Raw genomic sequence first — 23195 nt, 5'->3', positions numbered from 1 at the left:
CTTACATGCCCATCAGCAGGCGGCCGCCGAGATCCTGCAGCGGTTGCGCCACGAGGATCCGGGCCAGGAACAGGCCAAGGAGGACCACGGTGGGCGAGAAATCCAGGCCGCCGATGGTCATGCGGCCACGCAGCGGGCGCACCAGCGGCTCGGCCACGGCGGTGACGAAGCGCGCGACCGGGTGGTAGCGGTCGGTCGAGAGCATGCTCATCAGCGACCAGACGAACACCACGACGATCCAGGTCAGCAGGAAGAAGTCGAGCATCTCGGCCAGGCCCATCACCAGCAGGCCGACCACGCCCACCGGCAGGCCGGCCAGCAGGACCACCAGCAGCACCTTCACGCACTCCAGCACGAACACCACCAGCAGCGCGGCGAGGTTGATCCGCCGCACGCTCGGCAGCAGCTTGCGCAGGGGCGACACCACCGGGTTGGTGAAGCGGTACAGGAACTGGCAGATCGGATTGTTGAAATCCGCGCGGTTCGCTTCGGCCAGCACGCGCAGGACAAACAGGGCGATGAGCGCCCCAAAGACGACATTGAGCAGCAGGCCGCCCGCGTTGGTCAGGTAATTCACGAGTTCGATTCCATCTGTTCAGAGAGTTCCGCGCCGCGACGGCGGGCGGCATCCACCGCGCGCGCCACGATGGCGGGGAAGTGGTCGGCCTTGAAGCTATCCAGCGCGGCCTGGGTGGTGCCGTGGGGCGAGGTCACCTTCTGGCGCAGGGTAGCCGCGCTTTCATTGCCCTCCACCAGCATGCGCCCGGCGCCGAGGGCCGTCTGTTCGGCCAGCGCCCGCGCGGTTTCACGCGAGAGACCCTGGGCAAAAGCGGCGTTTTCGAGCGCTTCGACCAGCAAAAAGAAATAAGCCGGGCCGGAGCCGGAAAGGGCGGTGACGATGTCGAGCTGGTCTTCCTCGGGCACCCACACGGTAAGGCCGGCGGCATCCAGCACGTGCTGGGCCTCGGCCCGCTGCGGGGCACTGACCCGGCCATTGGCGTAGAGGCCGGTGGCACCGGCGCCAAACATGGCCGGGGTATTGGGCATGCAGCGGACGACGGGCAGGGCGGCGTCCAGCCAGCGTTCCAGCTGGGCGATGCGGATGCCGGCGGCGATCGAGACCACCATGGGCCGGTATTGCTGGACCACGGCACGCAGCCCGCGGCAGACCTCGGCCATCATCTGCGGCTTCACCGCCAGGACCAGCAGGGAGGCGCCCTCGGCGGCCGCGGCGTTGTCGGTATAGGTAGCCACGCCGTACTGGCGCGAGAGCTCCTGGAGGGCCTCGGCGCGCGGCTCGGCCACGGCGATACCGCCGGGCGGGGCGCCATGGCGGACCATCCCCGCGATCAGGGCCGTGGCCATGTTGCCGCCACCGATGAAGGCGATCCGGTTCATGCGGTTGTTTGCTCCATTCGAGACGACTTTCACAGACCCACAAAGCATATATGGTGCGCCGCCTTGCGCCGACCCCTTGGGGTGGTTACCTTTGGCCCACAAAGAAAGGGGACCCCAATGGATATCGCCGAACTCCTTGCCTTCTCAGTGAAGAACAAGGCCTCCGACCTGCACCTTTCCGCAGGCCTTCCGCCCATGATCCGCGTGGACGGTGACGTTCGGCGCATCAACATCCCGGCGCTGGAACACAAGCAGGTCCATTCGCTGATCTACGACATCATGTCGGACAAGCAGCGGCGCGACTATGAGGAATTCCTTGAAGTCGACTTCTCCTTCGAGATTCCCGGCCTGGCCCGCTTCCGCGTCAACGCCTTCAACCACAACCGTGGCGCGGGCGGCGTGTTCCGTACCATTCCGTCCGAAGTGCTCACCCTGGAAGACCTCGGCGCGCCGAAGATCTTCCGCGAGCTGATCGAGCAGCCGCAGGGGCTGATCCTGGTCACCGGCCCCACGGGTTCGGGTAAGTCGACCACCCTGGCGGCCATGGTCGACCACATCAACAAGAACGAATACGGCCACCTGCTGACGGTGGAAGACCCCATCGAATTCGTCCACACCTCGCAGAAGTGCCTGGTCAACCAGCGCGAAGTCCACCGCGACACCCACGGCTTCAACGAGGCGCTGCGTTCGGCGCTGCGCGAAGATCCCGACTACATCCTGGTGGGCGAGCTTCGCGACCTGGAAACCATCCGCCTGGCCCTGACCGCCGCGGAAACCGGCCATCTGGTGTTCGGCACCCTGCACACCTCGTCCGCCGCCAAGACCATCGACCGAATCATCGACGTGTTCCCCGCCGGCGAGAAGCCGATGGTGCGCTCGATGCTCTCCGAGTCGCTGCGTGCCGTTATCTCGCAGTCCCTGCTGAAGAAGGTGGGCGGTGGCCGTATCGCGGCCCACGAGATCATGGTGGGCATCCCGGCCATCCGTAACCTGATCCGCGAGGACAAGGTGGCCCAGATGTACTCGGCCATCCAGACCGGCCAGCAGCACGGCATGCAGACCCTGGACCAGAACCTGTCCGACCTGATCAAGCGGGGCCTCATCACCCGCCAGGAAGGCCTGATGTACGCCAAAAACAAGGAAGGCTTCCGCTAAGGGACCGTGAAGGGCGTCGCTACGCCCTTCATGTCGCAGGTATATGATCGGCCCAAGGGATGCCGGCCCATTCCGGCAGCGGGGATCCAGGCCATGAGCGAGTTCGATTTCACCTCCTTCCTTAAGCTGATGGTGCACAAACAGGCGTCCGACCTGTTTATCACCGCCGGCGTCGCGCCTTCCATGAAGGTGCAGGGCCGTATCGTGCCCATCACCCAGAGCCCCCTGTCGGCGCAGCAGTCGCGCGACATGGTGCTCAACGTGATGACGCCCACCCAGCGCGAGGAATTTGAAAAGACCCACGAATGCCAGTTCGCGATCAGCGCGTCGGGCGTGGGCCGTTTCCGCGTGTCGTGTTTCTACCAGCGCAACTGCGTTGGCATGGTCCTGCGCCGCATCGAATCGAAGATCCCCACGCCGGAAGAGCTGAACCTGCCGCCGATCATCAAGCAGCTGGCGATGACCAAGCGCGGCATCATCATCTTCGTCGGCGGTACCGGTACGGGTAAGTCCACCTCGCTCGCGTCGATGGTCGGCTACCGCAACCAGAACTCCACCGGCCACATCATCACGATCGAAGACCCGATCGAATACGTGCACCGCCACGAGGGCTGCATCATCACCCAGCGCGAGCTGGGCATCGATACCGACAGCTGGGACAACGCGCTGAAGAACACCCTGCGCCAGGCGCCCGACGTCATCATGATCGGCGAAGTGCGTACCCGCGAAACGATGGAACACGCCATCAACTTCTCGGAAACCGGCCACCTCTGCCTGTGCACCCTGCATGCGAACAACGCCAACCAGGCACTGGACCGCATCCTGCACTTCTTCCCGGAAGACCGCCGCTCGCAGCTGCTGATGGATCTGTCGCTGAACCTGAAGGGCATCGTCGCCCAGCAGCTGATCCCCACGCCCGATGGCAAGGCCCGTCGCGTTGCGGTCGAAGTTCTGCTCGGCACGCCGCTGGCCCAGGATTACATCCGCCAGGGCGACGTACACAAGCTCAAGGAGCTGATGCGCGACTCCAACCAGCTGGGCATGCGCACGTTCGACCAGAGCCTGGTGGAGCTGTACCACGCCGGCGAGATCTCGTACGAAGACGCCCTGCGCCACGCCGACAGCTCGAACGAAGTGCGCCTGCGCATCAAGCTCGCGCAGGGCGGCGACGCACACACCCTGTCGCAGGGCCTGGAAGGCGTCGAGATCGACAAGGCCAACGACAAGAGCACATTCGGCGGCATGCTTAGCCGATAAAAAAAAGGGAGCCCTTCGGCTCCCTTTTTCGTTACCCGCTGTAAGCAGGATTACTTGGCGGCGGCAGACACGGTCAGGCCGCTGGCGTCGACGCTCTTCACGCCCTTGACGGCCTTGGCGATCTTCTCGGCGCTGCTCTTTTCCTTCGCGGTCGACACGGTGCCGGTCAGGGCAACGACGCCTTCCGTGGTGGTCACCGAGATATCGGTGCCCTTCACGCTCTTCTTGGTGGCGAACTCGGACTTCACCTTGGTGGTGATCCACGTATCGTCGGCCTTGCCTGCGACAGTCTGGTTGTCAGCCTTGGCGGCGGCCGGCGTGGAGTCCTGGGCATACGCCGAGGCAAACGGGGCCGTGCCGAGACCGGCGACGAGGGCGGCAGCGAACAGGGCCTTGCGGATGTTGGCGTTGTTCATGGGGAACTCCTTATCTGGCATCTGTTGTGGGGCGACGACCGGCGCCACGCGCTGTGGGCTGCCTTGGTCGCGGGGCCAATATCACCAGCGCTTCCGTGAATGATTTGTGCCCGGAAAATCGCTTGGTTCAGCTTTGCCGAATACGTCTTCACATGGCGTCTGACGTTGAAAGCGATTGCAAAAGTTGAGGTCATTCGCTGTCGCAAATGCGTGTCTTGTGCGGCTTGCGCCGCCTAGCTTTGGTATGTGTTCGCAAAGGAGCCCTGGGCGCCCACCCTCGCTGCTCAGACCACGCTCTGCGTTCGAAAGGGAGAGCCGCTACGCGGCCGTAGGCCAAATTGAAAAACCGGCCGCGTAGCGGCCCACCTTTTCGAACGCTGGAGTCGATGTCTGAGCAGCGAGGGTGGGCGCCGAGGGCTCTAGCTCGACAAGCCACAAGAGCTGAGCGGCGTAAGCCGCACAAGACACGCATTCGCGCCAGCGAATGAACCGATAAAAAAAGGGACGCCGAAGCGTCCCCTTTTTCTATCGCGATTCAGAGCTGCTTACTTGTATTCAACAGCACCCGAAATCACCAGGCCCTTCTCATCCATGTGAGCTTCACCGCCCACCTGGACCACGCGTGCAGCCTGCGCCTTCATCGCATCAAACTGCGCCTTCGAACGCTGCGCCGCCGCCGTATCCGACGCCTGGTCAGCCGGCGCGCCATCCGCCGTCGCGGCCTCAGCCATCGCCGAAGCGTACGCCTGCGCCTTCTCCGACATCACATCCACCCACGTGCGATACATATCGCCGTTGAGGTGCAGGCGGCTCAGGCGGCCAGCGTCGCCCGTGCTACCCATCAGCACGTCGTCCAGCTTGCTGTCTTCACCCGCGCCCAGGCCGATGGCAATCGCCTGGCCATTCATTGCCGCCCAGCCGGGCATGCCCAGCGACTGCGTCAGGTTGGCCGGCAGTGCTGCCGGCTTGCCGTCCGCTGCGAGCTTGAACTCGCCGCCCAGCACCGCCTGGCTCATCGCCAGCAGGCCGGCCGGGTTGCGCGTCGCGAGCACGATGCGGCCGGTGATCTGCGGGATGACGGCGCCCGGGGCACCCGGCTTGTACGAATCCACCACGATGCGCACGCCACGGATGTCGCCGAACGGCGGGATCGCCGCCTGTTGCATCGTGGAGCCCATCTTGGCGAAGCTGTCGTTGAGGCTGGCGAAGGCGGGGCAGGTGAACGGCTTGGCGGCCACGGCTTCCGACTGGGTCGTGAAGAACGTGCGCAGCTGTTCCACCGGCAGCGCGATGCTGGCGTCGAACGGGCCCGTGGCATCGCTGCCGAGGCCCGGCAGTTCCACCTTCAGGCCCGAGAAGGCGCTGGTGATGTCGCTGGCCATGGCCACGTCCACGCGCTGTTCGACGTGGTGCAGGTCGAGCTTGGTGTAGCCGAAGCTGAAGGACGGCACGCGTGCGGCGACGCGGCTGGCTTCTTCCTGGCAGCTGGCCGGGATCTGCGGGGCAGGCTCGCCGGTCTTCTGCGACTGGTGCTTGAGGAAGCTGGCGAACAGCGGATCCTTGCCGGCGGCCACGAGCGGCAGCAGGCGGGCGAGGTCCACCTGGCCAACCACGTAATCCTTGTAACCCTTGTCCTTGGCGAGGTCGGCGAGGCGACCGTCGTCCTGGAGGTTCTTCTCCGGGCGATCCACGCCGAGCGTCTGGCGGACCAGCGGCTGGGCGGCATCGGCCGGGAGCAGGGCGGCGACGGCATTCTTGCCGACGGTGGCGATGATCAGCTGGGTGCCGCTGTCGCCAAGGGTGACGTGGCGATAGGCCTGGCCACCGGCATCGGCGGTGTCGAGCTTCTTGCCGTAGGCGGTTTCAAGGCGGCCGACGAAGGCGTCCCATGCTGCCGGGTCGGCCAGCGCGGCGCGCGCGACGGGGCTGAGGCCCACGCCGTAGATCGCCGAGCCGGTCTTGAGGTCCACGCCGACGTTCTTGAGCACGGTTTCAGCGTTCTTGCCGTCCAGCTCGGTGACCAGCGCGCGGATCAGGCGGGCGGCATCGGCGTTGCCCTTGGCGTCGAACTCCTGGGCGTACGACTTCAGCTGGGCCACCTGGCCCGGGGCTTCGTTATTGAGCTGGGCGAGGACCGCCTGGTACGTATCGTCGTCCAGCTTGTCGAGGCTGGCGACAACGTACGGCGTATCGGCCGGCACGAAAGCCAGCGGGGCATCCTTGTCCTTGTGGCCGCAGGCCGCCAGCAGCACGCTGGCGACGCCGAGCGCGAGAAGTCGCTTCGTCGGTCGCATTCTGTATCCCGTTGATTGATCCCTTGGAACCGCCATTATGCCGGAACGCGCGCCGTGGCGCGGCCCCGCATGGTCTTCACCGGCCCATCACTTCACACAGGACGGCCATGCGCACGAACACGCCGTTGCCGACCTGCTCCAGGATGCGCGACTGCGCCCCGTCGGCCACGTCCGAGGCAATTTCGATGCCGCGGTTGATCGGGCCGGGGTGCATCACCAGGGCACCCTTGGCGGCGCGGGCGAGGCGCTTGGTGTCCAGGCCGTAGCGTTCGAAGTAGGCGGCTTCGTCCTGCAGGTCGGTCGATGCCATGCGCTCTTTCTGAAGGCGCAGCATGATCACGACGTCGACGCCTTCGATGGCTTCGTCGAAATTCTCGTGCAGGGTGACGCCTTGCAGCTCGCCTTCGGCGGGGAGCAGGCGCGCCGGGCCCACCACGCGCACATCCTTTGCGCCCAGGGCGGTGAGGACGTGCACGTCGGAGCGGGCCACGCGCGAGTGGCGCACATCGCCGCAGATGGCGACCTTCAGCTTACGAAAATCCGGATGGTGGTTGCGGATGGTGAGTGCATCGAGCAGGCCCTGAGTCGGGTGCGCACGGTTGCCGTCACCGGCGTTCACCACGGCCACGCCACTCATCGCATGCCTGACCAGTTCTTCCGGCGTACCCGACACCTTGTGGCGGACGATGATCGCGTCCAGGTGCATCGCTTCGAGCGTATGCAGGGTGTCGAAGAGCTCTTCGCCCTTGCTGGTCGAGGACAGCCCGATATCGAAATTGATGACGTCCGCGCCCATGCGGCGTGCCGCCAGTTCGAACGACGTGCGGGTACGCGTGGAGGGCTCGAAGAACAGGTTGAGCACGGTACGGCCAGCGAGGATGTCGAGCTTGCGCGTGCCGTGCGCGGACGCGTCGCGCAGGGTAATCGCCTTGTCGAGCAGGCGCTCGATCGTTTCGCGCGGCATGTTCTCGAGGGTGGTCAGATGGCGCAGGCGGTTTGACATGACATCCTCAAGCTAACGGTGGATAGTTTTCGGTTACGACTGCAGGAGATACGACTCGAGGATGACGGCGGCGGCCTCGGCATCGATGGATTTGGCATCCGATCGCTTGCGCGTGCCCGCGGCCCGGCCGGCGGCGAAACGCCGGGCGGCTTCCTGCGAACTCATGCGTTCATCGGCAAACGCCACGGCGATGCCGTAGCGCTCGGTGAGTTTCTGGGCAAAACGGCGCGCGGTGCGCGTCATCGGTTGCTCCTGGCCCTCGTTGTCCAGCGGCAGGCCGACCACCAGTTCCGCGGGCAGCCAGTCGCGACGCAGCTGGTCCAGCGCCTGCCAGTCGGGCGCGCCGTCGCGCACGGGCAGGGCAGCCAGCGCGCGGGCCGTGCCGGTCAGGCGGTTGCCGACGGCGACGCCGACCACCTTGGTGCCGACGTCAAATCCAAACAGGCAACTCATGGATCAGGCGTGGCCGGCGTAGCCAGCGAGCTGGGAGGGGTCGCTCACCCCCAGCTTGCGCGTGGCGGCCACCCAGCGTTCGTCGATGGGGGTGTCGAAGACGATGTGCTCATCGGCGCGGGTGGTGAGCCACGCGTTCTCCATCACTTCCTGTTCGAGCTGGCCGGCTTCCCAGCCGGCATAGCCGAGGGTGACCATCGCGCGGCGCGGGCCTTCGCCGTGGGCCATGGCCACGAGGATGTCGCGCGAGGTGGTCACGGACCAGTCGTCGTTGATCCGGTAGCTTGAATCCCAGTGGCCGTGTTCGCGATGGAGCACGAAGCCGCGCTCCTGCTGCACCGGGCCGCCGATCAGCACGGGGTAATCGGCGATCTCGATGTCTTCGCAGGGCAGCTTCATCTGCGCCAGGACATCGCCAAGCCGGTATTCGGAAATCTGGTTGATGAGCAGGCCGACGGCGCCGTCCTCGCCATGCTGGCAAAGGAAGGCAACACCACGCGCGAAAGGCGGCTCCGCGAGGGAGGGCATCGCGATGAGGAACTGGCCGGCGAAGGTGTTGGCGATACTCATGGCTTTATTGTAGCCGCAGCCGATGAAGGGCGTGCGGAATTGTTCAGTCCGGCACGCGTACCTTGTGCGCCGGTTCACATGGAGGCAAGTCATGCCGAAGATGATGTTTGTTAAGGGTTTTGTGGGGGCTTCCGTGGTCTTCGGCGCGTTCGCCGCGCACGCATCCGCACCCTCTGCCTGGAAGGACTATGACCAACGGGTGACCAGCGCGTGCCTCGCGGCCAGCGGCCTGAAGGATGTGAAGCCCGTCGGCGGCCTCGTGACGTACGACGACCGCGTGCCGGTCACGGCGCTGGTGCTGGCGGGGCGCTACCCGCAGAAGCACATGAAAAATGCGCCGGGCCGTGAGCTGTGCGTGTGGGATCGCAAGGCAGAAAAGGCCTACGTCAGCGAAGCCGACCAGCTCCTGCCGAAGGCGCCTCAATAATTCCGCAACACATTCCCCGGCAAGAACTGCCACGTCCGCGTGATGTAAAGCTCATCCACCTTCTCCTTGCTGTCGCGCGGCAGCGTGGGGAAGGGGGCGGCAAGGCGCACGATGCGCTGGGCCGCGTCATCGAGCAGCTTGTGCCCGGAGCTCTTGATCACGTCGATGCTCTTGATCGAGCCATCGCGGTTCAGCCCCACGGTGAGCACCAGCTCGCCGTAGACGCCCTGGCGGCGTGCCTCGTCGGGGTAGTTGAGGTTGCCCACGCGCTCGACGCGGTTCACCCAGCCCTTCATGTAGGCGGCGTAGGCGTACTCGCGGGTGTTCGACGAGATGTACTTCTTTTTCGGGCGCTTGGCGTAGGCCTCGGACTCGTCACGCACTTCGGCCGCCAGCTTGGCCATCTCCAGCTTGCGCTGCACGTCCTTTTCCGAAGGCGGCAGCGGGCGATCCTTCTGTTCGGTCTGCGCCTGGGTGGTGTCGACATGGAAGCCTGTCTGGCCGGCCGTGGTCAGCACCTGGTCGGGCGTGGCCTCGCGCGGCGAGGGCGCCTGGGCCTCCTCCACCTCCGGGGCCTGGCCCTGGTTACGCGTGGGCAGCGGCCCGCTCACCGGTTCGGACGGGCGCGAGGCCTTGTCGCGGTCGCCGCCACCGGCATTGCTTGCCTGGGCGAGGAAGTCCGCCTTGTCCGGCTGCTCCTGGTTGGCGACGTCCACGAGCGTGACATCCAGCGTGGGAACGCTGGGGGCGGGTTTTTCGGCCTGGAACGTGACGCCAAGGATGACGACACCGTGCAACAGCAGCGAAAACAGCAAGGTCGCGCCGATCAGGTCGGCGCCGGTGGTACGGGTCGTCATCGGGCCTCGAGAGCGTCGAACAGCAGCCCCGCGATGTTAATGCCGAACTGGGCATCCAGCTCGCGGATGCACGTCGGAGATGTGACGTTGATCTCGGTCAGGTAGTCACCGATGACGTCCAGGCCGACGAAGCGCAGGCCGCGGCGGACCAGTTCCGGCCCCACCTGCGCGGCAATCCAGCGGTCGCGGTCGGAGAGGGGGACGCCCACCCCGCGGCCACCGGCGGCCAGGTTGCCGCGGAACTCGTCACCCTGCGGGATGCGGGCCAGCGCGTAGGGCACCGGCTCGCCGTCCACGAGGAGGATCCGCTTATCGCCCGCGGTGATCTCGGGGATGTACTTCTGGGCGATGGTGAACTGGTGGCCGCCGTCGAGCAGGGTCTCCAGCATCGAATTGAGGTTGCTGTCGCCAGCCTTCACCCGGAAGATCCCGCGCCCGCCCATGCCGTCCAGCGGCTTCAGCACCGCCTCGCCGTGCTCGGCCACGAAGGCCTTGAGCTGGTTGCGGTCGCGCGAGACAAGGGTAGGGGAGGTGCACTGCGGGAACTGCAGGGTGAACAGCTTCTCGTTGCAGTCGCGCAGGCTGCGCGGGTCGTTCACCACCCGGCAGCCGGCTTTCTGGGCGGCTTCCAGCACCATGGTGTCGTAGATGAACTGGGCGTCCACCGGCGGATCCTTGCGGGCCAGCACGATGTCCACCTCGGCCAGGGGGCGCCATGCGGCCTCGCCCAGGGTAAACCAGCCGCTTGGGTCGTCCTTCACGGTGAGCGGCTTCAGGCGGGCCCAGGCCTCGCCGCCGCGCAGTTCCAGGTCGCCTTCTTCCATGTAAAACAGGGCGTGGCCCCGGCGCTGGGCTTCCAGCAGCATGGCGAAGGTGGAATCCTTGGCGATCTTGATGGCACGGATCGGGTCCATCAGGACGGCGACGGAGAGCGACATGGCGGGGGCCTTGGCGAGCTGGAAAGGTGTCAAGTTTAGTGGAGCGTTGCCGATGATTTCACAAGGCATTGTCCCTTTAGGAACAATTCATCTTGACGGGACACCCGGCCACCCATTAAACAGCGGGGCATGGGCCGCCGAAGAGCGGTGACCGGCACCGGGGGTGCCGGGCTTTACGACCTGGCGCACGGATACCCTGGCGTGATCGGGCTATCCTGTTGGCAGGACTTGCAGTTTTTTCGTGTGACGGGGGCTCAGTGAACGACAACGGACGCGGTACGGACCTGGCCGGCTTGCGGGTCATGGTCATCGACGACTCGAAAACCATCCGCCGTACGGCAGAGACCCTGTTGAAAAAAGAAGGCTGCGACGTGCTGACCGCCGTCGACGGCTTCGAGGCTTTGGCCAAGATCTCCGACCAGAAGCCGAACATCATCTTCGTCGACATCATGATGCCGCGCCTGGATGGTTATCAGACCTGCGCGCTGATCAAGAACAATGCCCAGTTCCGTGGCACGCCCGTGATCATGCTGTCCTCCAAGGACGGCCTGTTCGACAAGGCGCGCGGTCGCATCGTGGGCGCCGAGCAATACCTCACCAAGCCGTTCACCCGCGACGAACTCCTCGGCGCGATCCATCGCTATGCGACGGCCGGCTGACTAACCGTTTTAGCAGCGTCCAGGGGGACGTGTGGCAAATATCCTCATCATTGACGACTCGCCCACCGATGTCCGCGTGTTCACCACGCTGCTCGAGAAGGCGGGGTTCTCTGTATCCAGCGTCGATAACGCCGAGGCTGGCCTCGACCGTATCCGCGCAAGCAAGCCGGACCTGGTGATCATGGACGTGATCATGCCGGGCATGAATGGCTTCCAGGCCACGCGCACGCTGAGCCGCGACCCGGCCACGGCGGACGTGCCGGTGGTGATGATCACCACCAAATCGATGGAAACCGACCGCGTGTGGGGCCTGCGCCAGGGTGCGAAGGCCTTCATCACCAAGCCGGTGAACGAGAAGGAACTGCTCTCGACCATCGCCGACCTTTTGCCGAAGCAGAACTAAGAGGGGCATGCCATGAGCGAGAACGCGGCACTGACCCCCTTTGAACTGCTCGCCCATTACGAACGCGCCTGCCTGGCGCACTCGGCGGGAACGCCCGAGCGCGTCGCCAACCTCGGCCTCTGGCGCGGGATCGGCTTCCGCGTGGGCCGTCGCGCCTTCGTGAGCGGCATCGACGAGATCAACGAACTGATGGCCGTGCCGGCGCTCACCAACGTCCCGGGCACCCAGCCCTGGCTGATGGGCGTGGCGAACGTGCGCGGCAACCTGGTGCCTGCGATCGACCTGGGCCGGTTTCTTTTCGACGAACGTACACCGTCGTCCGAGCGTACGCGTTTGCTCCTGGTACGCCAGCACGGCGGCACCGTGGGCCTGCTGGTGGACGAAGTGTTCGGCCAGCGCACCATGGACGAAGACCAGCGTGGTGAAGGCCATGACGAACTGGACCCGCGCCTGGCCCGCTTCGTCACGGAGAACATCCAGCTCGGCGAGCAGGCGTTTGGGTTGTTCAGCATGAACCGCCTGGTTCGTGCGCCAGATTTTCGGCAGGCGGCGCTGTAAGGCGCCCAGCAAGGGGGACGGGACGGCCGGATGGCCCTCCCGCACAGGATAAGCGGGGCCGGCCAGCCGGTGCCGCAACGGGAATGAGGGGGTGGCCTTGTTGGGCCACTCGTCTGCCGGGGGCTGCCAGAAGCCTCGGTCACCAGGTTTTGTTTGGGTGAGGTGGATATGAGCACGACTACAGGGGGCGCAGGCCGTGAAGGTGGCTACACGATGGTTATCGTGTTCCTGCTGCTATCCATTGGCCTGGCGTCGGTCGACTTCTGGCTGCTGAACAGCAAGAACGGCGAAGACCGCGAAGCGATCGCACTGACGACGCAGGTACAGGTGCTTTCGCAGCAGACGGCGAAGTACGCGCTTGAAGCCTCGGACGGCAACCGCGATTCCTTCCGCGAGCTGTCGGCCACGCGCAACACCATCGATTCGGCGGTGCAGCGCCTGGTGGCCGGTGACGACAAGACCGGCATGCCGGCCTACGCGCAGCAGGCAGGCGGCACCGGCCGCGCCATCGCCGCGCTGGCCAACGCCTGGCACCAGCTCGACGCGGACATCGGCAAGATCCTGTCGAACAAGGAACTCGTGCTCTCCTCCGGTGAGCGCGCCGACCTCTTCGGCAAGCAGATGCCGCTGCTGAACGCCCGCACGGACGAAGTGCTCAACATCGTCCAGCAGAAAAACGCCTCGGTGGAGCAGACCTTCACCCTCGCGCGCTGGATGCTCATGTCTGACCGCATGATCCGCCGCGTGCAGGAGATCCTGCAGGGTGGTGACGCCGCCCAGTCCGCCGCCGACGGCCTCTCCCGCGACGCCCAGCTGTACGGCTCGGTGCTGAAGGGTCTGGTGGAAGGCAACCCGGATGGTGGTGTCCGCGCCATCTCCGATGCCAACGCGCACAAGATCCTGCTCGAAATGCAGACCTCGTGGGGCGACCTCGTGGATCCCGTGGGCCAGCTGGTCACCGCCTCGCCGAACCTGCAGGACGTGAAGCGCGCCGGTAACCAGGCGTCGCTGGATTCGCAGACCGTGCTGCTGCGCGCGAACGAGTCCGCCGACCAGATCGCCAAGCTACCGCTGACCCGCCTGTTCCCGAACGTGTGGGCCGGCCTGCTCGGCGCCATCGCCACGGTGGCTTTCGCCCTGGTCCTCGTCTTCAGCCTGGTCCGCGACCAGCGCCGCCGCCTGGAAACCACCAGCGAACTGAACCAGCGTAACCAGACCGCGATTATGCGGTTGCTGGACGAAATGGGTACGCTGGCCGAAGGCGACCTGACCATCAAGGCCACGGTGACCGAAGACATCACGGGGGCCATCGCGGACGCGATGAACTCCGCGGTGGACGAGATGCGCAACCTCGTCACCACGATTAACGAGACCGCCGTGCGCGTCTCCGCCGCGGCACAGGAAACCCAGGCCACCGCCATGCACCTGGCCGACGCGGCCGAGCAGCAGGCGCAGCAGATCACCTCCGCGACCTCCGCGATTAACCAGATCGCGACCTCGATGGATACCGTGTCGAAGGACTCGGCCGAATCCGCCGACGTGGCGCAGCGCTCGGTGCAGATCGCATCGCACGGTGCGGAAGTGGTGCGCGAAACCATCCAGGGCATGGACTCCATCCGTGACCAGATCCAGGAAACCTCCAAGCGCATCAAACGCCTGGGTGAGTCCTCGCAGGAAATCGGTTCCATCGTGGAACTGATTAACGACATTGCCGAACAGACCAACATCCTCGCGTTGAACGCGGCCATCCAGGCGGCCTCCGCCGGTGAAGCCGGCCGCGGTTTCGCGGTGGTGGCGGACGAAGTGCAGCGCCTCGCAGAACGTTCCGCCAGCGCGACCAAGCGAATCGAAACGCTGGTGCAGGCGATTCAGTCCGATACCAACGAAGCGGTGAGCTCGATGGAACAGACCACCGCGGAAGTGGTGGCCGGTGCCCGCCTGGCCGAAGACGCCGGTACGGCACTGGGTGACATCGAACGCGTGTCGAACGATCTGTCGGCGCTGATTCAGAACATCTCGGCCGCAGCCCGCCAGCAGTCCGCTGCAGCAACGGATACCTCGGCCACGATGAACGTCATCCAGGAGATCACTTCGCAGACGTCGCTCGGCGCGAGCCAGACGGCCGAGTCGATCGGTAACCTGGCCCAGCTCGCGAACGACCTGCGCCTGTCCGTCGCGAACTTCAAGCTGCCGGGCTGATGCAGTGAGACTTCAAGACCATACTGATTTCACCACGCTGCACTGGGTCAAGGCGGAGCTCGACGACGCCCTGTCCAAGGCACGCCAGGCGCTTGAGTCGTACGTCGAGGATTCCCGCGACGCCTACGTCATGCACACCTGCGCCGCGGACCTGCACCAGGTGCACGGCACGCTGCGCATGGTGGAGCTCTACGGCGCCGCCATGGTGGTGGGCGAGATGGAGCAACTGGTCGCGGCGCTGATCAGCGACCGCGTGGCCAACCGCGACGAAGCCTATGCGGCGCTGATGCGCGGCATGATGCAGATGCCCGATTACCTCGAGCGCCTGCAGAGCGGCCACCGCGATGTACCCATCGTGCTGTTGCCGCTGCTCAACGACCTGCGCGCCAGCCGTGGCGAGCAGTCGCTGGACGAGTCCGCGCTGTTCACCCCCAACCTGGACACCCCGCTGCCGCAGGGCGCCCCGGGCGCTGCCGATCCGGCGGCTGCCGAGGCCCAGCGTGGCGAACTGCCCGAACTGCGCGCCCGTTTCCAGCAACAGCTCCTGGCATGGTTCCGCGGGCAGGGTAGCGATCGCCAGCTGCTCGGCATGCGCGCCACGCTCGATAGCATTGCCACCCGTTGCTACACCATCGCCGGCCGTCGCCTGTGGTGGATTGCGGCCGGCGTCCTCGAAGGCCTGGAACGCGGCGTGCTGCGTTCGCATGAAAAGGAAGTGCGCCAGCTGATCGGCCGCGTCGACCGTTCCATCCGCGAACTGGTGGACGGCGGCGAAGAGGCGATGCTCACCGGTGATTCGGACGAGCTCGCCCGCAAGCTTCTGTATTACGTGGCCCAGGCCAAGCCGGGTAGCGAGCGCATCGACGAGCTGCGCGAGGCCTATCGCCTCGAGGGCCTCCTGCCGCGCGCCTCGGAAGTCGAACATGCCCGTGGCTCCATGTCGGGCCACAACCGCGCGCTCCTCGATACGGTCTCGGCCGCCATCAAGGAAGACCTGCTGCGCGTGAAGGAATCGCTCGACCTGTTCCTGCGTCGCCCCGATGGCGACCCGGGCCAGCTCGGGGCCCAGGCCGACGTGCTCGACCGCGTCGGTGACACCCTCGGCATGCTGGCGCTGGGCGTCCCGCGCCGCGTCGTTGGCGAACAGCGCCGGATCCTCGGCGAGATCGCCGCGGGCACGCGTGCACCGGACGAAGAATCCCTGCTGGACGTGGCCGGCGCGCTGCTCTACGTGGAAGCGTCCCTGGACGACCACATCGAGCGCCTCGGTGCCGAAGGCGAAACGCCGATCTCCGAAAGCGGCCCCTCGCCGCTGCCGCGTAGCGAAGCACGCCATATCCTGACCGCGCTGATGCGCGAAGCCACCGCGAACACCTCGAAGGTGAAGGACGCGATCGTCGCCTTCGTCGAGTCGCAGTGGGAACACGAACAGCTGGCGGGCACGCCGGAACTGATGGCCGAGATCGGCGGTGCCATGCGCATGCTGGGCGCGCCGCGCCCGGGCGAGCTGGCCGACGGCATTGGCCTGTTCATCCACCGTGAACTGCTCGGCGACCGCCGCGTGCCGAACGGCGCGCAGATGGACCGCCTGGCCGACGCCGTGGCCGCACTCGAGTACTACCTCGAGGCGGCGCGCGAGCACCGCGGTGGCCTGGACCACATCCTTGATGTCACCCAGCAGAGCCTGGCCGAACTCGGCTACTGGCCCGTGCCGGTGGACGAAAGCAACGAGGCGCTGGGTGCGGAAGCGCTCGGCGACATCGAAGCCGAGGCCGTCGAACACATCGCCGTGCCGTCGAGCAGCGTGGATGCGGATGAAACCGTCTCCTTCGCCGACAGCTTCGACCTCGTCGACGAACCGCCCACCGACGAGGAACTCGCCGCGCCGGTCGCGAACGTCGCCGCTCCGGCGCCGATCCATCCCAGCGAAGACTGGGTCGAGATCGAGGAAGAGATCGAACAGGAAGTCGGCGGTGATTCCGGCGTCTCCGAGTTCGCCGGCTTCCAGATCACCGTGGACGGCATCGACGACGAGATCCGCGAGATCTTCCTGGAAGAGACCCAGGAAGAGATCGACAACCTCCGCGCCTCCGTGGCGCAGTGGCTGGCGGATCCGGAGCGCAGCGAGTCGCTTACCCCGATCCGTCGCTCCTTCCACACCTTGAAGGGCTCCGGCCGCCTGGTCGGCGCGCGCCTCCTGGGCGAGTTCGCCTGGAAGGTGGAAAACATGCTCAACCGCGTGCTGGACGGCTCGATCGCCCCGCACGAAGGCGTGCAGGCGCTCGTCCGCCACGCCGTGGATGCCCTGCCGCAGCTCAAGTCCGCGCTGGAAGGCGATACCCATGTGACGGCGCCGCTTGCCGCGATCATGGAAACCGCCGACCGCCTGGCGATGGGCGACATGGCGTTCGTCGAAGAAGTGGCACGCAACGCGACGCAGAAGGTACGCACGAAGGTGAAGCGTCGCGTCTTGCGCGACACCATCGCCGCCGTGCCGACCGCCGCGTTCGCCAGCTACGGCCAGGCCGCGCCGGCCGAGCCGACGCCGGTGCCGGCCGAGGAGCCGGTGTACGTGGCGCCGCCGCTGCCGCCGGTGGATGCCGTGCTGCTCGACATCCTGCGCACCGAAGTGGCGCAGTACCTCAACATCATCCGCGCCAACCTGGCCCGCGCCGGCGACGGCGAGCTGCCGGTGGACGATGGCCTGCTGCGTGCCGTGCATACCCTGCACGGCGCCATCGGCATGGTCGACATCCCGGTGCTGATCCAGGTGCTGGCACCGCTGGAAGGCCTGATCAAGCGCGTGCGCGCCTCCGGCGTGCCGTTGCGTCCGCTGGGCGTCGATGCACTCACGGATGCGGCCGACCTCGTCGACCACGTCATGGACCTCTTCGACACTGAAGATCCGCGCGTGCCCGATGTGTCCGCGCTTGCCGCGCAGATCATCGCCCTGCGCGACGAACAGCCGGAAGCCACGGTCGCACACATCCTGTACGAGCCGGATCCGCTGCCGCTGGACGACGAGCCGGCGGTTCACGCCGAGCCCGTCGTGGACGAGCTGCCGGTGGTTGAACCGGTGGCCGAGACGCCCGTGGCCGAGACCCCAACCGTCGAGTCGCTTTCGGAACTCGACGAAGCCGAACTCGAAGCGTTCATCAACGAAGAAGCCCACTTCGACGAAGAAGTGCGCGAAGCCGAGGCCCACCTGGCGGCAGATGCGGCCAGCGAAGCCGCGCACGACCACGAGCATGCCCACGACAGCCTCGTCCACGACGCGGCGGTACAGGCATCGCTCGAGGCCGAACTGGAAGCCATGCTGGACGGCGAACTCGCCGAGCTCGAGGCCGCCGCACCGGTGCACGCGGAAACGCCGGCCGCCGAGCCGGTGGTGGCCCCGCCGGCCGACGACTACGAGGAAGCCCTGGCCGACGAGGCCGCGGCGCCGGAGATCGAGCACACGCCGATGGCGTTCACCGAAAGCGAGCCTCTCGAAAGCGATCTCGTCGAGAGCGAGCCCGTCGCTAGCGAGCCCGCCCAGGTTGAAGCCGCGCACGTCGAGTCCGCGCTGCCGCCGATCGAACTGGCCGACAGCGAACACGACCTGACGGCCGAACTGCTGGCCTCGCTGGAAGGGTTCACCGTCGAGCCGGCGAAGATCGACGTCCAGCCGATCGCGCAGTACGACGTCAACGAAGAAGCCGCCTGGCGCACCCTCGTCAGCGAAGCCGAGGCGGAAGGCGCGCCTGCCGTCGCCGACGAAGCCCCGGCAGACGTCGAAGCCGAGCTCCCGCAGCCGATGTCCCACGATGGCGACGTCCTGCACACCGACGACGGCATCCTCGCCGAAGAGCCGGTGGCCGACCTCGTTGCCTTCGAGGCGGAAGAGGAAACGGAAGCCGAAGACGAAGTCGAAGCCGAAGCCCCGGTCGTCATCGAAGACCAGGCGCACGAGCCCGTCGCCGAGCCGGTGCACACCCCGGTGGAAGACGTCGCCCCGGCCCTCGTGCCGGAGCTCTCGCCGTACGCCGACATCGACCCCGACCTGCTCGAAGTCTTCGTCGAAGAAGGCCGCGAGATCCTCGACCAGGCCGATGCCTCGCTGGCCGCATGGCGCGCCGACCCGCAGCAGGGTGAGCACGTCGCCGCCCTCCAGCGCGACCTGCATACCCTCAAGGGCAGTGCACGCATGGCCGGCCTGCCGCCGGTGGGCGATTTCGCCCATGCGATGGAAGCCGTGCTCGACGCCGTGGCCGGCGGCCAGCGCGACAGCGACAGCGCCGCGATCGAAGCGATGGAGAACGGTTTCGACCGACTGCATCGCATGATCCTGGCCATCGCCAAGCACCAGCCGATCAGCCTCAGCGAAGCCGACATCGAGCCGTTCGCCCGCCTCGCGGGTGCACCGATCGCGCCGGACACGCTGACGGCCGAGAGCTACCGCGAAGAGCGCGAAGCTGCGACCCAGCCGGAGGCCTATGCGCCGCCGGCACCGCAGCCCGAGCCGATCCCGGTCCTCGACCGCGCCTTGCCCGACCTGCTCCCGGAAATGGAGGAGGAAGAGCTCCAGCGCGCCTCGCAGGAACAGATCCGTGTCCGCGCAGACATGCTCGACACGCTGGTCAACCACGCCGGCGAAGTGTCGATCTACCGTTCGCGCCTGGAACAGCAGACCGCCAGCTTCCGTTCGGCGCTGACCGAACACGAACAGACGGTGAGCCGCCTGCGCAGCCAGCTGCGCATGCTGGAAATCGAAACCGAAACGCAGATCATCGCGCGTTACCACCAGGAGCATCGCGACACCGCGGGCACGTTCGATCCGCTCGAACTCGACCGCTTCTCGCAGCTCCAGCAGTACTCGCGTGCGCTGGCCGAGTCGGTCTCGGATCTTGTCTCCCTGCAGACCATGCTGGACGACCTGACCCGCCAGACCGAAACGCTGCTGCTCCAGCAGCAGAAGGTCAACGCGGAGCTGCAGGAAGGCCTCATGCAGACGCGCATGTTGCCGTTCGATGCGATGGTGCCGAACCTTCGCCGCACGCTGCGCCAGGCCGCCTCCGACGTGGGCAAGCGCGCCCAGCTGGTGGTGGAGGGTGCCAACGGCGAAATGGACCGCAACATGCTCGACCGCATCAAGGCGCCGTTCGAGCACATGCTGCGCAACGCGGTGGCCCACGGTATCGAAGCGCCGGGCACCCGCGAAGCCGCCGGCAAGAACCCGGAAGGCACGGTGCGCATCCAGGTGGCTCGCGAAGCCACCGAAGTGGTGGTGCGCCTCTCCGACGACGGTGCCGGCATGGACCGCGACGCCATCCGCGAGAAGGCGATCGAGCGCGGCCTGCTGCGCCCCGATGCCCGTGTCTCCGACGACCAGATCTACCAGCTCACCCAGGTACCGGGCTTCTCCACCGCGGAGAAGGTCACCCAGGTGGCCGGCCGTGGCGTCGGCATGGACGTGGTCGCCAACGAGATCAAGCAGCTCGGCGGCACGCTGGGCATTGAATCGCAGCGCGGCCAGGGCACCACCTTCGTGATGCGCCTGCCGTTCACGCTGGCCGTCACCCAGGCGCTGATCGTCCGTATCGGTGAAACCAACTTCGCCATCCCGATGACGTCGGTGCACGGCGTGGCCAAGGTCGAGCCCAACGAACTGGCCCATCGCATGGCCGACACCGACGCGCAGTTTGAGTACGCCGGTGAGGACTACGCGATCCACGACCTCCCGCAGCTGCTCGGCGTGCATGTCATCGCCTCGCCGGACGAAGGGGATATCCCGCTGCTGCTGGCCCGTTCGGGCGACCTGCGTGCCGCCATCCGCGTGGATGCGGTGCTGGGCTCGCGCGAAATCGTGGTCAAGCCGGTCGGCCCGCAGGTCAGCTCGGTGCCGGGTATCCTCGGCGCGACGATCATGGGCGACGGTTCCGTGCTGATGATTCTCGACCTCGCGCCGCTGGTCCGCCACGGCGTCGCCCGCACCGCGTTCGAAGCCGAAGCGGCGATCCCGCAGGCCCCGCGCAAGCAGGACGAAGTGCGCGTGAAGCCGCTGGTGATGGTGGTCGACGATTCGATCACCATGCGCAAGGTGACTGGCCGCGTGCTGGAACGCCACGAGTTCGAAGTGATGACGGCGAAGGACGGCGTGGACGCCCTCGAGAAGCTCAACGAGCGCGTGCCCGACCTGATGCTGCTCGATATCGAGATGCCGCGCATGGACGGCTACGAGCTCGCCACGGCCATGAAGGCCGACGAGCGACTGGCAGGCGTGCCGATCATCATGATCACCTCGCGTACCGGCGATAAGCATCGCCAGCGCGCCTTCGACATCGGCGTGGACCGCTATATCGGCAAGCCGTACCAGGAAAACGACCTGGTCGCGCAGATCAACGGTGTGCTCGGAGTAACCCATGGTTGAACACGAGCCGGCCGTCGCGCTGCTCTTTGACGACGCGAGCCTGTCGGCCCACCTGCGCGACGCCCTTGTCGCGCACGGTGCGCGGATCGTCTACGAGTCGGACCTGAGGGCGTTCGCTCCCGCGGAACTCGTCGGCTCTTCTGCCGACGTGGTGGTGGTGGACCTCGACGACCCGAGCGATGGCGACCTGGACCGCCTCTACGAAACCGTGGAGGGCGGCCATCCGCGCCTGGTGTTCAACGACGCCGACGCCAGCCGTAACCTGGCAGGCTGGGATCGCGCCCGCTGGGCCCGCCACCTGGCCGCCAAGCTGGTGGGCACCTCGCCGCTCGATCCGCCGCGTCCCGACGATGCGCGCGTGATCGAACCGCGGCTGGCTGCGCTGGCCAGCGAGCCGGCACCCGCCGAAGAAACGCTGGACGAGCCGATCACCGACGAGCTGTCGATCACCGGCGTGCATGGTTATGCCGACACGCCGATGCCGGCCGCCGATACGGACGCTGATCCGGTAACCGAGGCGGACACGGTCGACGAGCTGGCCTTCTCGACCACCCTCGTCGATTTTGACGACGAAGGGCAGGGCGCGGCTCCTGAAGACCTGGCCGCCGAACTCGAAGCCGTGCTGGCTGAATCCGGCGCCGCCAACCTGCAGGGCAGCGATGGCATCGACGACCTGCCGTCCATGCCGCTCGAACTGACCGACCTGGCCTCGCTCGATCTCTCCGGGTTCGAAGTGGTCGATGACGAACCGCTGCCCACCGCCCAGGTGGAAAGCGAATTCGACGCCAGCCAGTTCAGCCTCGCGCCCGTTGACGAAAACATCCCCACCCCGCCGCCGCTCGAGATCACCTCGCGCGCGACGGAGTACGCGCCGCCGCCGGCGCCCGAATGGGACCTGATCGACCACGACACCATCGTGGCCGAGGCGACGCCGCGTGATAACGCCGCTGACTTCGGCATCGAGACCATCAGCGCGGTGGAATACCTTGCGCACGACGTGGTGGACGACGGCAGCGTCGCGATCGAGTCGGGCCTCAAGCTGGAACTTGTTTCCCTGGAAGAGGCCATTGCGCCCGATACCACGGGCAAGTTCAGCCACGAAATGATCCTGGGCACCGCCACCCGCGCGGTGCGCCGCGTGGTGGCGCTGGCCGGCACGGCCGACAGCGAAGACGCCATCCGCCTGTTCCTGGCCGCCATGCCGGGCCGCTTGCCCGCCACGATCCTGGTTGCCGCCCACCATAGCGGCGACACCGCGGCGTTCGTCCAGCGCCTTGGCCGTGGCCGCGTGGCCGCTGACGGTGTACCGGCGAGCCATGGCGACGTGCTCGTCGTACCGCGTGGCGCCCACGTACAGATTCGTCGCGACGGCAGCGTGGCCGTGCGTGACGACGGCAGCGCCGTGACCTCGTCGGGTCCGTCCATCGACGGCATCCTCAGCACCCTCGCCGGTGGCTTTGGCGCCGACGCGCTGGCCATCGTCTTCGCTGGCCGCGGCAACGATGCCGTGGCAGGCGCGCAGGCCGTGTATGACGGCGGTGGCCGCGTCTGGGTGCAGTCGGTCCCGCCCGAGGACGAAGCCGGGCATATGGTCACCGGCGTCCGCGAAGAACGCGTCGCAGGCTATGCGGGCGACGTCGCCGCGCTGGCGAAGAAATTGAACGAGGAATTCCCATGAGCGAGCCGTTACCGCGCGAAATCCGCTGCGTCCTGATTCCCAGCGGCGGTATCCGCCTCCTGCTGCCCAACGCCTCGGTCGCTGAAGTGATTACCCTGGCCGGCGTCGAGCCGATCGCCGACGCCCCTGAATGGCTTGCCGGCCGCATCGAGTGGCGTGGCTGGCAGATTCCGCTGGTGAGCTTTGACCACGTGGCGAAGCTGGCCGAGGACACCGCACCGCAGGCCGCGCGCGTGGCCGTGCTCAAGGCCATCGGCAACCGCACCGACATGCCTTACATCGCCGTGCTCACCCACGGCTTCCCGCGCCTGACCACGCTCAACGCGGAGCTCCTGCTGCCCACGCACGACGGCAACGAGCTGCCGTTCGGCGTCCGCGCCCGGGTGCTGGTGCGCGACGATACGGCCGTGATTCCGGACCTGGAGGGCATCGAAGCCGCCCTCGTCGGCATGGCCGAAGCCGCCTGATACGGCATCTGTCAGCCCTATGCCGGAAATAGGGCTTGACGCGTAATTGAGAAT

At 66.6% G+C, this 23195-nt stretch carries 19 protein-coding genes; 10 read left to right on the top strand and 9 right to left on the bottom strand.

Annotated elements, in window-relative coordinates:
- Position 1: 1 nt before the first annotated feature.
- Together FIV34_RS15530 and proC are read right to left on the bottom strand one after the other, a co-directional pair.
- Entirely contained in the window at positions 2-577 is a 576-nt protein-coding gene (locus FIV34_RS15530) for a YggT family protein (RefSeq protein WP_139984320.1), read from the bottom strand.
- Entirely contained in the window at positions 574-1398 is an 825-nt protein-coding gene (gene proC, locus FIV34_RS15525) for a pyrroline-5-carboxylate reductase (protein ID WP_139984318.1), read from the bottom strand. Before proC ends, FIV34_RS15530 begins: the two co-directional genes overlap by 4 nt.
- Positions 1399-1515: 117 nt before the next feature.
- On the opposite strand from proC, the gene FIV34_RS15520 reads away from it, so the two are divergent.
- Together FIV34_RS15520 and FIV34_RS15515 are read left to right on the top strand one after the other, a co-directional pair.
- A complete protein-coding gene (locus tag FIV34_RS15520) occupies positions 1516-2553 on the top strand; it encodes a type IV pilus twitching motility protein PilT (RefSeq protein WP_139984316.1) in 1038 nt (345 codons plus the stop codon).
- A gap of 93 nt (positions 2554-2646) precedes the next feature.
- Positions 2647-3810 (top strand): PilT/PilU family type 4a pilus ATPase, encoded by a 1164-nt coding sequence (locus tag FIV34_RS15515; RefSeq protein WP_139984314.1) that lies wholly within the window; start codon positions 2647-2649, stop codon positions 3808-3810.
- A 50-nt stretch (positions 3811-3860) separates the two neighbouring features.
- On the opposite strand, the gene FIV34_RS15510 is transcribed toward FIV34_RS15515, so the two are convergent.
- The 5 genes from FIV34_RS15510 to FIV34_RS15490 form a co-directional block, all read right to left on the bottom strand.
- Positions 3861-4226 carry a BON domain-containing protein gene (locus tag FIV34_RS15510; RefSeq protein ID WP_139984312.1) on the bottom strand — a complete coding sequence of 122 codons (366 nt, stop codon included), beginning with the start codon at positions 4224-4226 and terminating at the stop codon, positions 3861-3863.
- 545 nt (positions 4227-4771) lie between these two features.
- Positions 4772-6520: a hypothetical protein gene (locus FIV34_RS15505; protein ID WP_139984310.1), complete on the bottom strand. Its 1749-nt coding sequence runs from the start codon at positions 6518-6520 to the stop codon at positions 4772-4774.
- 76 nt (positions 6521-6596) lie between these two features.
- The gene (locus tag FIV34_RS15500) at positions 6597-7523 is read right to left on the bottom strand and encodes an aspartate carbamoyltransferase catalytic subunit (protein ID WP_139984307.1); all 927 of its coding nucleotides are present in this window, start codon (positions 7521-7523) and stop codon (positions 6597-6599) included.
- 33 nt (positions 7524-7556) lie between these two features.
- Entirely contained in the window at positions 7557-7976 is a 420-nt protein-coding gene (ruvX, locus tag FIV34_RS15495; RefSeq protein WP_139984305.1) for a Holliday junction resolvase RuvX, read from the bottom strand.
- 3 nt (positions 7977-7979) lie between these two features.
- A complete protein-coding gene (locus FIV34_RS15490) occupies positions 7980-8546 on the bottom strand; it encodes a YqgE/AlgH family protein (RefSeq protein ID WP_139984302.1) in 567 nt (188 codons plus the stop codon).
- 91 nt (positions 8547-8637) lie between these two features.
- On the opposite strand from FIV34_RS15490, the gene FIV34_RS15485 reads away from it, so the two are divergent.
- Positions 8638-8973 (top strand): hypothetical protein, encoded by a 336-nt coding sequence (locus FIV34_RS15485; protein WP_211352644.1) that lies wholly within the window; start codon positions 8638-8640, stop codon positions 8971-8973.
- Here FIV34_RS15485 and FIV34_RS15480 read toward each other — a convergent pair.
- On the bottom strand, positions 8967-9830 hold the full coding sequence (locus FIV34_RS15480) for an energy transducer TonB (RefSeq protein WP_139984300.1): 864 nt from the start codon (positions 9828-9830) through the stop codon (positions 8967-8969). The two genes, FIV34_RS15485 and FIV34_RS15480, sit on opposite strands and share 7 nt — an antisense overlap.
- The gene (gene gshB / locus FIV34_RS15475; RefSeq protein ID WP_139984298.1) at positions 9827-10768 is read right to left on the bottom strand and encodes a glutathione synthase; all 942 of its coding nucleotides are present in this window, start codon (positions 10766-10768) and stop codon (positions 9827-9829) included. The genes FIV34_RS15480 and gshB overlap by 4 nt, the downstream gene beginning before the upstream one ends.
- A gap of 302 nt (positions 10769-11070) precedes the next feature.
- Here gshB and pilG point away from each other — a divergent pair, with 302 nt between their 5' ends.
- The 7 genes from pilG to FIV34_RS15440 all read left to right on the top strand — a co-directional run bounded on the left by pilG (position 11071) and on the right by FIV34_RS15440 (position 23141).
- Positions 11071-11427 (top strand): twitching motility response regulator PilG, encoded by a 357-nt coding sequence (gene pilG, locus FIV34_RS15470; protein WP_045831092.1) that lies wholly within the window; start codon positions 11071-11073, stop codon positions 11425-11427.
- A 31-nt stretch (positions 11428-11458) separates the two neighbouring features.
- A complete protein-coding gene (locus FIV34_RS15465) occupies positions 11459-11830 on the top strand; it encodes a response regulator (protein WP_139984296.1) in 372 nt (123 codons plus the stop codon).
- 12 nt (positions 11831-11842) lie between these two features.
- Positions 11843-12388, top strand: coding sequence for a chemotaxis protein CheW (locus FIV34_RS15460; protein ID WP_139984294.1), 546 nt, complete (start codon positions 11843-11845; stop codon positions 12386-12388).
- Between the two features lie 168 nt (positions 12389-12556).
- A complete protein-coding gene (locus FIV34_RS15455) occupies positions 12557-14587 on the top strand; it encodes a methyl-accepting chemotaxis protein (protein ID WP_139984292.1) in 2031 nt (676 codons plus the stop codon).
- A 4-nt stretch (positions 14588-14591) separates the two neighbouring features.
- Positions 14592-20996 (top strand): Hpt domain-containing protein, encoded by a 6405-nt coding sequence (locus tag FIV34_RS15450; RefSeq protein WP_139984290.1) that lies wholly within the window; start codon positions 14592-14594, stop codon positions 20994-20996.
- The gene (locus tag FIV34_RS15445; RefSeq protein ID WP_139984288.1) at positions 20989-22674 is read left to right on the top strand and encodes a chemotaxis protein CheB; all 1686 of its coding nucleotides are present in this window, start codon (positions 20989-20991) and stop codon (positions 22672-22674) included. Before FIV34_RS15450 ends, FIV34_RS15445 begins: the two co-directional genes overlap by 8 nt.
- Positions 22671-23141, top strand: coding sequence for a chemotaxis protein CheW (locus FIV34_RS15440; protein WP_139984286.1), 471 nt, complete (start codon positions 22671-22673; stop codon positions 23139-23141). The genes FIV34_RS15445 and FIV34_RS15440 overlap by 4 nt, the downstream gene beginning before the upstream one ends.
- Positions 23142-23195: the final 54 nt, after the last annotated feature.

It is taken from the genome of Luteibacter pinisoli (genome assembly GCF_006385595.1).
GTDB classification, from domain to species: domain Bacteria; phylum Pseudomonadota; class Gammaproteobacteria; order Xanthomonadales; family Rhodanobacteraceae; genus Luteibacter; species Luteibacter pinisoli.
This window is presented reverse-complemented; position numbering and strand designations above follow the sequence as displayed.

Excerpts from the sequence above, each read along its gene's own strand:
- FIV34_RS15490 (WP_139984302.1), bottom strand. The coding sequence starts at position 8,546 with ATGAGTATCGCCAACACCTTCGCCGGCCAGTTCCTCATCGCGATGCCC.
- FIV34_RS15515 (WP_139984314.1), top strand. The coding sequence starts at position 2,647 with ATGAGCGAGTTCGATTTCACCTCCTTCCTTAAGCTGATGGTGCACAAA.
- FIV34_RS15500 (WP_139984307.1), bottom strand. The coding sequence starts at position 7,523 with ATGTCAAACCGCCTGCGCCATCTGACCACCCTCGAGAACATGCCGCGC.
- FIV34_RS15485 (WP_211352644.1), top strand. The coding sequence starts at position 8,638 with ATGCCGAAGATGATGTTTGTTAAGGGTTTTGTGGGGGCTTCCGTGGTC.
- FIV34_RS15510 (WP_139984312.1), bottom strand. The coding sequence starts at position 4,226 with ATGAACAACGCCAACATCCGCAAGGCCCTGTTCGCTGCCGCCCTCGTC.
- gshB (WP_139984298.1), bottom strand. The coding sequence starts at position 10,768 with ATGTCGCTCTCCGTCGCCGTCCTGATGGACCCGATCCGTGCCATCAAG.
- ruvX (WP_139984305.1), bottom strand. The coding sequence starts at position 7,976 with ATGAGTTGCCTGTTTGGATTTGACGTCGGCACCAAGGTGGTCGGCGTC.
- pilG (WP_045831092.1), top strand. The coding sequence starts at position 11,071 with ATGGTCATCGACGACTCGAAAACCATCCGCCGTACGGCAGAGACCCTG.
- FIV34_RS15520 (WP_139984316.1), top strand. The coding sequence starts at position 1,516 with ATGGATATCGCCGAACTCCTTGCCTTCTCAGTGAAGAACAAGGCCTCC.
- FIV34_RS15445 (WP_139984288.1), top strand. The coding sequence starts at position 20,989 with ATGGTTGAACACGAGCCGGCCGTCGCGCTGCTCTTTGACGACGCGAGC.
- FIV34_RS15505 (WP_139984310.1), bottom strand. The coding sequence starts at position 6,520 with ATGCGACCGACGAAGCGACTTCTCGCGCTCGGCGTCGCCAGCGTGCTG.
- proC (WP_139984318.1), bottom strand. The coding sequence starts at position 1,398 with ATGAACCGGATCGCCTTCATCGGTGGCGGCAACATGGCCACGGCCCTG.
- FIV34_RS15440 (WP_139984286.1), top strand. The coding sequence starts at position 22,671 with ATGAGCGAGCCGTTACCGCGCGAAATCCGCTGCGTCCTGATTCCCAGC.
- FIV34_RS15460 (WP_139984294.1), top strand. The coding sequence starts at position 11,843 with ATGAGCGAGAACGCGGCACTGACCCCCTTTGAACTGCTCGCCCATTAC.
- FIV34_RS15480 (WP_139984300.1), bottom strand. The coding sequence starts at position 9,830 with ATGACGACCCGTACCACCGGCGCCGACCTGATCGGCGCGACCTTGCTG.
- FIV34_RS15455 (WP_139984292.1), top strand. The coding sequence starts at position 12,557 with ATGAGCACGACTACAGGGGGCGCAGGCCGTGAAGGTGGCTACACGATG.